The sequence below is a fragment of the Dactylosporangium siamense genome, assembly GCF_016862795.1.
GTDB lineage: Bacteria > Actinomycetota > Actinomycetes > Mycobacteriales > Micromonosporaceae > Dactylosporangium > Dactylosporangium siamense.
In genome coordinates this window covers 1-10,314 of record NZ_BONQ01000192.1, presented here as the reverse complement: position 1 = coordinate 10,314, position 10,314 = coordinate 1, and the positions used below count along the sequence as shown (strand labels likewise).

At 71.9% G+C, this 10,314-nt stretch carries 10 protein-coding genes and 1 pseudogene; 4 read left to right on the top strand and 7 right to left on the bottom strand.

Annotation, left to right across the window (positions count from 1 at the left end):
* Positions 1–74: 74 nt before the first annotated feature.
* Positions 75–857, bottom strand: coding sequence for an Rv1486c family protein (locus Dsi01nite_RS54660; RefSeq protein WP_203854453.1), 783 nt, complete (start codon positions 855–857; stop codon positions 75–77).
* Between the two features lie 75 nt (positions 858–932).
* On the opposite strand from Dsi01nite_RS54660, the gene Dsi01nite_RS54655 reads away from it, so the two are divergent.
* On the top strand, positions 933–1,739 hold the full coding sequence (locus Dsi01nite_RS54655; protein WP_203854452.1) for a DUF3097 domain-containing protein: 807 nt from the start codon (positions 933–935) through the stop codon (positions 1,737–1,739).
* On the opposite strand, the gene Dsi01nite_RS54650 is transcribed toward Dsi01nite_RS54655, so the two are convergent.
* The gene (locus Dsi01nite_RS54650) at positions 1,736–3,058 is read right to left on the bottom strand and encodes a serine hydrolase domain-containing protein (protein WP_203854451.1); all 1,323 of its coding nucleotides are present in this window, start codon (positions 3,056–3,058) and stop codon (positions 1,736–1,738) included. The genes Dsi01nite_RS54655 and Dsi01nite_RS54650 overlap by 4 nt on opposite strands.
* Before the next feature lie 146 nt (positions 3,059–3,204).
* Between Dsi01nite_RS54650 and Dsi01nite_RS54645 the strand changes: the two genes are divergently transcribed.
* Entirely contained in the window at positions 3,205–3,633 is a 429-nt protein-coding gene (locus tag Dsi01nite_RS54645; RefSeq protein ID WP_203854457.1) for an NfeD family protein, read from the top strand.
* 77 nt (positions 3,634–3,710) lie between these two features.
* Positions 3,711–4,751, top strand: a complete 1,041-nt coding sequence (locus Dsi01nite_RS54640; protein ID WP_203854456.1) for an SPFH domain-containing protein — start codon at positions 3,711–3,713, stop codon at positions 4,749–4,751.
* Here Dsi01nite_RS54640 and Dsi01nite_RS54635 read toward each other — a convergent pair.
* The 4 genes and pseudogenes from Dsi01nite_RS54635 to Dsi01nite_RS54620 form a co-directional block, all read right to left on the bottom strand.
* Positions 4,748–4,879, bottom strand: a pseudogene (locus Dsi01nite_RS54635) (TrmH family RNA methyltransferase); the annotation flags it as partial. The gene Dsi01nite_RS54640 and the pseudogene Dsi01nite_RS54635 overlap by 4 nt on opposite strands.
* A complete protein-coding gene (locus Dsi01nite_RS54630; protein WP_203854450.1) occupies positions 4,872–5,288 on the bottom strand; it encodes a DUF3592 domain-containing protein in 417 nt (138 codons plus the stop codon). The pseudogene Dsi01nite_RS54635 and the gene Dsi01nite_RS54630, both read right to left, overlap by 8 nt.
* Before the next feature lie 203 nt (positions 5,289–5,491).
* Entirely contained in the window at positions 5,492–6,301 is an 810-nt protein-coding gene (locus Dsi01nite_RS54625) for a TrmH family RNA methyltransferase (RefSeq protein ID WP_373318968.1), read from the bottom strand.
* A gap of 73 nt (positions 6,302–6,374) precedes the next feature.
* Positions 6,375–8,582 (bottom strand): MMPL family transporter, encoded by a 2,208-nt coding sequence (locus tag Dsi01nite_RS54620; RefSeq protein ID WP_203854449.1) that lies wholly within the window; start codon positions 8,580–8,582, stop codon positions 6,375–6,377.
* 284 nt (positions 8,583–8,866) lie between these two features.
* Between Dsi01nite_RS54620 and Dsi01nite_RS54615 the strand changes: the two genes are divergently transcribed.
* The gene (locus Dsi01nite_RS54615; protein WP_203854448.1) at positions 8,867–9,460 is read left to right on the top strand and encodes a TetR/AcrR family transcriptional regulator; all 594 of its coding nucleotides are present in this window, start codon (positions 8,867–8,869) and stop codon (positions 9,458–9,460) included.
* 71 nt (positions 9,461–9,531) lie between these two features.
* Here the strand turns inward: Dsi01nite_RS54615 and Dsi01nite_RS54610 are convergent.
* Positions 9,532–10,314, bottom strand: a 783-nt coding sequence (locus tag Dsi01nite_RS54610) for an ABC transporter ATP-binding protein (RefSeq protein WP_239137214.1), incomplete at its 5' end; no start/stop codon positions are given.

Here is a 10,314-nt window from a genome sequence, read left to right as displayed (position 1 = left end):
CCCCCGCCGCCGCAGCTCCGCTGCGGCAGCTAGCACAGCAACGCGCCGTTGTTGTAGCCGCAGCGCAGCTGCGACTACAACAACGGCGCGTTACAGGCGGCTACCAGGGCTCGGCGGCAGGCGGTGGTCAGCGGGCGGAGGGCGGCGTCGCGTTGCTGGACCTCGTAGCCGTTGATGGCGCCGCCCGGGGCGGCGTGTTCGGCCAGGGCGAGGACGCGGTCCAGGATCGAGGCTCGGGCGTACAGGCGGCGCGCCCGGGGGTCGTAGCCCGGGGGTAGGTCTGTCGCGCCGTCGGGTTTGCGCAGGGCTTCGATGGCGCCGGCGAGCTCGGGGCGCCACTGGGCGATGTCGAGCTTCGCGAGGGTGCGGGTCGCGGTCGCCAGCTCCGCGGACAGCTCGGCCTCCGCCTCCGCCGTGGACGGGGCGTCGGTCGGCGGGGGCGTCGTGGGCAGGACGAAGACCTGCCAGCGGACGGTCTCGAACTCGTCGCCGGAGCCGGAGGTGTGCAGGCGGACCTCCGGCACGAAGCCGAGCCCGCCGGCGATCACGCCCTCGCCCGCGAGGAGCGCGGCGCCGCTGAACGGGCCGGGTCCGGGCAGGCCGCGGGGGTCGCCCGGGGCGGGGAGCACCAGGCGGACCTCGTCCGGGTGGAGCTTGGACAGCGCGGCGATCGCGTCCGTCAAGGACACGTCGGTCCACGTGCCGGGGACGTCGGAGACCATGTGCTCCTCGTCGCCGGAGATCTCGGCGGCGGCGTCGTCGCACGGCACGAGGCCGGCGCGCCACGCCCGGACCCATGCCACGAAACGCGCCGAGCGGCGCGCCTGCAGGGTCGCCGCGCGTGCTGCGGGGGACATGGGAGCAAGGGTACGTGCTGACGTGCCGGTATGTCTCGCAGGCGGCGGGGGCGTCAGCCGATACGCTTGCCGTCCATGGACGTCCTGGCGAACAACGACTGGCGGAGACGGCGCACGGTCCCGACGGTGGACGCTGAGCTGGACCTGGTCGTGGAGGATGCGGACTCGGGGTTCTGCGGGGCCGTGGTCGGGTTCGAGTTCGGTGCGGTGGTGCTGGAGGACCGGCACGGCAAGCGGCGCAACTTCCCACTGGAGCCGGCCGCGTTCCTGCTCGACGGTGAGCCGGTCACGCTCACGAGGCCGGCGGTGGCCGTACACCAGCAGAAACGGAACATCACCAGCTCTGGGTCGATCGCGGTGGCGGGGCTCACGGCCCGGGTGGCGCGGCGGAGCAGGATCTGGGTCGAGGGTATTCACGACGCCGCGCTGGTCGAGCGGATCTGGGGGCACGACCTGCGGGTCGAGGGGGTCGTGGTCGAGCCGCTCGACGGGATCGACGAGCTGAGCGCGGCCGTCGCCGAGTTCCACCCGGGACCGGTGGCCCGGCTCGGCGTGCTCGTCGACCATCTCGTCCCAAATTCCAAAGAAAGCCGAATTGTCGGAAATATCCGGTCACCCTACGTCCTCATCACCGGGCATCCCTACGTCGACGTGTGGCAGGCGGTCAAACCGGCGGCCGTCGGCATCAGCCAGTGGCCGGTCGTGCCACCCGGCCGGCCCTGGAAGGAAGGCGTCTGCGAGCAGCTCGGCGTCGCCGAGCCGGCCGACCTGTGGCGCCGCATCCTCGCCTCCGTCTCGAGTTACCGCGACGTCGAAACCCCGCTGATCAACGCCGTGGAACGCCTCATTGACTTCGTCACGGAACCCGACGAGGACGTCTAGAGCGCCGAAGGCCACGGATCCCGCGACAGCACGAACGTCGCGATGTCCAGCGCGACCACCTCGCCCTCGCCGTCGCGCACGACCCGCAGCAGCTCGCCGTCGTTGTCCCCGGACCGCCCCCGCCACCGGTCCGCGGTGGGCCCGTCCGGGGTGAACCGCCACGCCGGGCGGCCCGTCGTCAGCGGCGTCACGACGAGGTCCCCGTCGGCCCAGCCGACCTCGTGCTCCTGGCCCATCCACCACCACCGGCCGGTGAGCGGCGCGATCTGCGCCGGCGGCTCCTCGCGCGGCCGCCACGGCGCCACCCGCGCCGGCTCCCGGTCCAGCACCGCGCCGAGCAGGTCGAGGCCGAAGCCGCTGAGGCCACCGGCGTAGCGCATCGTGTACGCGTTGCCGAACGCCACCACGCCGGTGCGCGACGGCCGGTGCACGGCCAGGATCGCGAGGTAGCCGGGCATCGAGCCGCTGTGGCCGACGAACACCCGCTCCCCGCGCCGCCACAGCTGCAGGCCGAGGCCGTGCCCGCCGGTCCAGCCGTCGAGGTCGCTGACGACGACGGGCGCGCACATCTCGGTGACGGTCGCCGGCGCGAGGACCGCCGGGTCGGGCTCGGCCAGGAACGCCGCCCAGCGTGCCAGGTCCTCGACCGTCGACCAGAGCTGCCCCGCGGGTGCCATCGCGGCGGCGTCGTGTCGCGGTTCTTCCCGCAGTTCGTCCAGCCACGGGTGCACGACGTAGCCCCGCGCGAACGGTTCCGCGGGGGCGTACGTCGTGCGGTCCAGCTGCAGCGGGCCGAGGAGCCGTTTCGTGAGCAGCGACTGCCAGTCCTCGCCGCCGACCCGGGCCACCATCGCGCCCAGCAGGCCGTAGGCGAGGTTCGAGTAGTGATATCCGTGCAGCGGCGGGTACGCGACCTTGTCGGCGGTCAGCGTGGACAGGAACGTGTCGACGTCGACCCCTGCGGCGCGCTCCCACCAGTCGCCGTCCGGTTCGCGCTGCACACCGCCGGCGTGGCCGAGCAGCTGGCGGATGGTGACCGCGCCGACGGGAGTACCGGGAAGATGGCGGTAGAGCAGGTCGTCAAGCGCCAGCTTCCCCTCGTCGCGCAGGGCGAGGACGAGCGCCGCGGTCATGGTCTTCGTGATCGACCCGATCCGGAACTGCAGCCCGGCGACCGGACCGTCCAGCCCGCCGGTGGCCACGTGCTGCAGGACGCCGTCCCGGACGACGCCGGCGGCGAGGACGGGCACCCGGCCGCCGGCATGGGCACGGGCGACGAGGTTGTCGACGCGCGAGACGGTCTCCGGCAGCAATGGCACGGTTTGCCTCCAAGGGGGTGAGAAGGGCGACGTCTCCCTAACTGTGCGCCCGGCCGGAGCGCACCGTGCACCGGCAAGGATTCGGCAAGACGGGTGATCAGGAAAGAGCGGGACGAGCATCGGCGTGACACGATCGAAGCGTGGACCTGTGGCTGATCGTCTGGCTGGTCGTCGGCGCCGCGCTCGTCGCGGCGGAGATCTTCACGACCACGTTCATCCTGTTGATGTTCGGCCTCGGGGCGTTCGCCGCGGCCGGCGCCGCCGCGCTCGGGGCCGGGGTGCCGGTGCAGGCGGCGGTGTTCGCGGCCGTGTCGGCGCTGTCGTTCCTGGCGGTGCGGCCGACGCTGCGGCGATACATGTACCGCGACGCCCGCGACACGCCGATGGGCGTCGAGGCCCTGGAGGGCTCCATGGCGCTGGTCATCGAGGCGGTCGACCACGACAGCGGACAGATCAAGATCGAGGGTGAGCTTTGGCGGGCCCGGCCCTACGACGCGACGCAGACGTTCGCGGTCGGGGACCGGGTCCGGGTGATCGAGATCAAGGGTGCCACCGCAATGGTGTGGAAGGACTGAGCCAAGTGGATCCGAGTACGTTCCTGGCGATCATCGTCATCGCCGCCGCGCTCCTCGCCGTCATCACGGTCGTCAAGATGGTCAAGGTCGTGCCCCAGCAGGTCGAGTACGTCGTCGAGCGGCTCGGCAAGTACAGCCGGACGCTGACGCCCGGCCTCAACATCCTGGTGCCGTTCATCGACTCGGTGCGCAACAAGGTGGACAAGCGCGAGGTGGTCGTCAGCTTCCCGCCGCAGCCGGTCATCACCTCCGACAACCTGGTCGTGTCGATCGACACCGTCCTGTACTTCAAGGTGGTCGACTCGGTCCGCGCCACGTACGAGATCTTCAGCTACCTGCAGGGCATAGAGCAGCTCACCGTCACCACGCTGCGTAACGTGATCGGCTCCCTCGACCTGGAGAAGGCGCTCACCAGCCGCGACGAGATCAACCGGCACCTGTCCGGCGTCCTGGACGAGACCACCGGCCGCTGGGGCATCAAGGTGACCCGGGTCGAGCTCAAGGCCATCGAGCCGCCGCCGAGCATCCGCGACTCGATGGAGAAGCAGATGCGGGCCGAGCGGGACCGCCGCGCCGCGATCCTGCACGCGGAGGGCCTCAAGCAGTCGCAGATCCTCACCGCCGAGGGTGACAAGCAGGCCGCGGTCCTGCGCGCCGAGGGCGACCGGCAGTCCCGCATCCTCACCGCGGAGGGCCAGGCGAAGGCGATCCGGACGGTCGTGGACTCGATCCACGCGGCGAACCCGGACTCGAAGGTGATGGCGTACCAGTACCTGCAGTCGCTGCCGCAGATCGCCGCCGGGCAGTCCAACAAGCTGTGGATCCTGCCGGTCGAGCTGACGAAGGCCCTCGAGGGCATCGGCGGTGCCCTCGGCGGCCTCACGCAGCTGTCCGACTCGGCCCGCACCGGCATCGTCGAGTCGCGCGCCAACGAGGACGAGTCCGCCGACGTCATCGAGGCACGGAAGTCCGCCGAGGAGGCCGCCGCGGCCGCGAACGCCGAGGCCGCGGCGGCCGCCGCACAGGTCTCCGGCAACCCGACGAGCACCCCCGCCGGGATCTCCGCCCACGACCTGGCCGCCCTGGACGAGGAGCCGACCCGCGAACTGGAGCGTTAGCGGCACAGTTCCCAGAACGCGACGGCGACGTTGAGCGAGTCGACGCCGTTGCGCATGGGGATCACGACTCGCACGTCGCTCGCGTCGAGGGCCTTGGCCGACAGGCCGGGGCCCTCCGCGCTAGGCAGGCCGCCGTGTCGTCCTGAGCCTGGTCACCGCAGCGAATCCGGAGAGGCCTAACAGGACAGTCCCGGAGACGATGAAGAACCACCGGCTGATCACTGCTTGGTCGTCACCGGCAAACGTCACCCGACCTTTCGGGTCGTCCGGGTCGTAGCGGACCGGGATCTCACCACCGAGGGTGAGCCGGGCGTCGGTCGGCGGATCAGGTACCTCGGTCACCACCTCCATGCCCGCACCGGTGGTGAAGCGAACCTGTACCCATACCCCCTTGCCGCCGTTGTCGACGCCGACAATGTGCGCGACAGCCGGCTGTCCGCGCTGCTGGATCACCAGGTGGTCGTACCACCGTTCGGTGCCGTTGGCGAGTAACACCACCCCGAGAACGATGCCGAGGACCACCGCGAACCATGCCACCTTCCCGGGACGATCGGCATCAGCCAGACGACCCCGCCGGCCGGGCTTCGGCCCCCGCAGCAGGTTCGCCCTGGCAAGCACCCTGTCCTGCCGGCCCTCCCGCACGCGCCGGCGACGTCGCCCTCGTGTACCAGCCATGACGGCAACTATCTCAACACCGGACTCGCCGAACCATGCATGCAGCCGACCCGCGAACTGGAGCGTTAGCGGCACAGCTCCCAGAACGCGACGGCCGCCGCGGCGGCGACGTTGAGCGAGTCGACGCCGTTGCGCATGGGGATCACGACCCGCACGTCGCTCGCGTCGAGGGCCTTGGCCGACAGGCCGGGGCCCTCCGCGCCGAGCAGCAGCGCCGTGCGCTCCCGCTGCCCGGCGGTCAGCGTCTGGATCGGCACCGCGTCCGGCGCCGGCGTCATCGCCAGCAGCGTGAGCCCGGCCGCCCGGACCGCGGCGAGCCCGTCCGGCCACGGCTCGATCCGCGCGTACGGGATCGCGAACACCTCACCCATGCTGACCCGCACGCTGCGCCGGTACAGCGGATCCGCGCACGACGGCGACAGCAGCACCGCGTCCATGCCGAGCGCGGCGGCCCCCCGGAAGATCGCCCCGACGTTCGTGTGGTTGTTGACGTCTTCGAGGACCGCGACCCGCCGCGCGGTGGCCAGGACCTCCGCCGCGGTCAGGTCGGGTTTGCGGTGGAAGCTCGCGAGGACGCCGCGGTGGACGTGGAAGCCGGTGATGGATTCGAGTGTCGCCTGGTCACCGGCGTAGACGGGCGCGTCGTGCAACTCCAGGTCGTCGAGCTGCCCGACCCGCTTCGCGTCGATCAGGACGGACCGCAGCCGGTACCCGGCCCGCAGCGCGCGGCGGATGACGAGCTCGCCCTCGCCGATGAACAGGCCGTTGGGCGGCTCCCACCGGGTGCGCAGCTCCACGTCGGTGAGGGCCCGGTAGTCGCCGATCCGCTCGTCGCTGGGGTCGGTGATGGTCTCGGCGGTCAGCACCCGGTCGATTCTGCCCTGGTGCCGGACAGGTCCGTACGTCGCCCGTCCAGAGGTGGCGCCGGCTCAGGCCCGGGCGGGACGGTCAGGCGGGTGCCTGCACGGTGTCGGCCGGGTTGGCCGTCTCCGGCTGTGCCGGCCGGTTGCTGTCGAGGCGGCGGGTCAGCTGCTCGCCCTCGATGTCGACGTCGGGCAGCAGGCGGTCGAGCCGGCGGGGGAGCCACCAGGCCGCGCGGCCCAGCATCGACATCAGGGCCGGCACGATGGTCATCCGGACGATGAACGCGTCGATGAGGACCCCGAACGCCAGGGCGAAGCCGATAGCCCGGGCCAGCATCTCGTGGGAGAACAGGAACCCGGCGAAGACGCTGACCATGATGATCGCGGCCGCGGTGACGACCCGTGCGCTGTGGCGGAAGCCGGCGATGACCGTCTCGCGCGGGCCGGCGCCGTGGACGAACTCCTCCCGCATCCGGCTGACGATGAAGACCTCGTAGTCCATCGCCAGGCCGAACAGGATGCCGATGAGGACGATCGGCAGCAGGCTCGCCGTCGGGCCGGTCCTGCCGATGCCCAGCAGGTCGCCCATCCAGCCCCACTGGAACACCGCGACCACCGCGCCGAACGTCGCGGCGACGCTCAACAGGAAGCCGAGCGCGGCCTTGATGGGCACGAGTGCCGAGCGGAACACCATGAGCAGGAGCACGAAGGCCAGCCCGACCACGATCAGCAGGTAGGGCAGCAGGGCGTCGTCGAGCTTCTGCGAGAAGTCGATGTTCACCGCGGTCAGGCCGGTGACGACCACGGTGGCGCCGGTCGCCTGCTGGATGTCACCGCGGCGATCCCGGATGGCGGTGACGAGGTCGGTCGTGGACTGGTCGGTGGCCCCGGCCCGCGGGATGACGGTCAGCAGCGTCACGTCGCCCGTGGCGTTGGCTTGTGGCGGGCTCACCGCAACCACGTCGTCCAGGCCCTTGATCATGGTGCCGACCTGGTCGACGGCGGCCTTCGGCTCGGTGGCGGCGCCGGTGCTGACGACCACGACGAGCGGGCCGTTGAAGCCCGGGCCGAAGCCGGCGCTCAGCAGGTTGTACGCCTTGTGCTGGGTGGTGTCCGCGGCGAGCATGCCGTCGTCGGGCAGGCCGAGCCGCAGCCCTGCCGCGGGGACGGCCAGGACGCCGGTGACGGCCAGCGCGGCGAGCAGGACCGGTACCGGGCGGCGGGTCACGAACCCGGCCCAGCGCTCGCCGGCCCTCGGGCCGCCCGGCCGGTCGGTGTGCCGCGATCCGCCACGGATGCGCCGCCCCGCGAAGCTCAGCAGCGCGGGCAGCATGGTCAGCGCGACGAGGACCGCGACGCAGACCGTCCCGGCGGCCGCCAGGCCCATCGCGGACAGCACGGGGATGCCCACGACGCTCAACGCCGCCAGCGCGATGATCACGGTGAGGCCCGCGACCACGACCGCGGATCCGGCGGTGCCGGCGGCCCGTCCGGCCGCCTCGATCGGCTCGTGCCCGGCCGACAGTTCATGCCGGTAGCGGGACACGATCAGCAGCGCGTAGTCGATGCCGACGGCCAGGCCGAGCATCAGCGCGAGGATCGGCGTGTTGGCGTTGAGATCGGTGAACCCGGAGGCGATCCCGACGCCGGTGAGCCCGAGGACGACGCCGATGACGGCGGTGAGCAGCGGCAGGCCGGCGGCCAGGAGCGAGCCGAAGGTGATCACCAGCACGACGACCGCGACGAGGACGCCGGCGACCTCGGCGCCGCCGTTCTGCGGTTTGGCCGCGACCGCGTCGCCGCCGAACTCGACCTCGAGCCCGGCGTCCCGGCCCGGCTTCGCCTGGGCCATCAGCGCGTCCTGGTCCTCGGCGGTGACGTCGGCGGCGGGCACCTGGTAGGACGCCTGGGCGTAGCCGTAGCGTCCGTCCGGCGAGATCGAGTCGGCCTGGAAGGGATCCAGGACACCGATGACCTTCGGCGCGGACCTCAGCCCGGCCAGGACCTGCTCGACGGCGGCCTTGTTGCCGGGGTCGGTGAGCTTCTCACCGGCCGGCGCGGCGAAGACCACCCGCGCCACGGCGCCGCCGACGTTGGCCTCGGGGAAGCTCACCGACAGCTGGTCGATGGCGCGCTGCGCCTCGGTTCCCGGGATGGTCACGGTGTTGGACGTCTGCCCGCCCAGCGCGCCGGCACCGGCGCCGGCCAGCACGAGCAGCAGCAGCCAGGCACCGGCGACGGTCCACCGCCGCCGGAACGCGAGGCGGCCGAGTCGATACAGAAACGTGGCCAAGGTGCACTCCTAGTGGCAAGTTACCGAACGGGCGGCTGCACTTTCCGGCCAGGAAGTTGGCATAACTGACATGCGTGGCTCATGAATATTGCCACGTAGAGACGCTGTCGACTCCTGACCATCGCAGGATCACGCTAGCCGAACGGCAAGTTCGTGACAAGCCGATCGGCTAGGTTGCGGCTAGCCGATCGGCAAGGCAGGCTACGGTTGGTACGGGCGGGATGAGCGCCGTGCGAGGATCGGTACGGCGGGGAGCCGACCTGCCCGCGGCGGGAGAAGAGGTCATGACCACGGTGGTCGAGTCGCAGCCGTCCGGGGTGGAGAACACCCGGGAGCGCCTGCCGTCCTGCGCGCTGGCGCTGTTCGCCGAGTTCAGCTTCGAGGGCACGTCGCTGCAGATGATCGCCGACGCGCTCGGTGTCACGAAGGCCGCCGTCTACCACCACTTCAAGACCCGCGAGGACATCCTGCTCGCGGTGGTCCGGCCGTTCCTCGCCGACCTGGCGCAGGTGGTCGCGAGGGCGGAGGCGGCGCGCGGCCGGCGTCCGCAGATCGAATGCATGCTCGGCGGCTTCGTCGACCTCGCCGTGCACAACCGGGCGATGGTCTCCATGATCACCAGCGACGCCGGCGTCACCCGGGCCCTGCACGGGCGCGGCGAGTACCTGGCCCTGATCAACCGGTCCCTGGCGCTCATCACCGGCCCGGCGCCGACGCCGGAGATCCTGGTCGCGGCCACCATGGCGCTGGTCGGTATCGCGAACACGGTCACCGCCGAGCCGGTCGCCGCGCTGCCCGAGCCGCAGTTGCGGCTGCACCTGCTCGACGCCGCCCGCAGGGCCCTGGGCCTGCGCCGCCGGCCCGATACCGGCCCCTGAGCCGGCGGCACCCGGCAGCGGGTGCCGACTCGATCCACGGGCGGCCGGGGGTGGGCCCCCGGCCGCCGGAATCAGTGGTTGCCGGTGGAGCCGAGCAGGCCCCGGATCCGGGTGGCGAGCCGGTCGAAGCGGGGGTCGGACATGACGGCGGCGTACTCGCGCTCCGCCGGCAGGTCGACGTCGAACTGTTCCTCGATGCGGCCCGGTCGGGGGCTCATCACGACGACCCGGGTGCCGAGGAACACGGCCTCGGCGATCGAGTGGGTCACCAGCAGCACGGTGGTCGAGGTCTCCCGCCAGATGCGGTTGACCTCGGCGTTGAGCTGTTCGCGGGTCAGCGCGTCCAGCGCGCCGAACGGCTCGTCCATGAGCAGGACCGGCGGCTGGTGCAGCAGCGCCCGGCACAGGGCGACCCGCTGCTGCATCCCGCCGGACAGCTCGTGCGGCAGCGCCTGCTCGAAGCCCTCCAGGCCGGTGAGCCTGATCAGCTCGTCGGCGCGGCGGGCGGCCAGGTCGCGGGGCATGCCGCGCATCTCCGCCTGCAGCAGGATGTTCCTGCGGGCGCCGCGCCACTCGAGGAGGGCGGCGCGCTGGAAGGCGAAGCCGATGTCCTTCTGCGGGCCGCTGACCGGCCGGCCCTGCAGGGACACGGTGCCGCTGGTCGGGCGGACCAGGCCGGCGACCAGCTTCAGCAGCGTCGACTTGCCGCATCCCGACGGCCCGACGATCGTCACGAACTCCCCGGGCCGCACCCGCAGCGACACGTCCTGCACGGCGGTCGTGCGGGTCTGCTTCGTGGTGAACCGGACGGTGACGCCGTCAAGCTCAACAGCGGTGTCCGTACTGACAGCAGC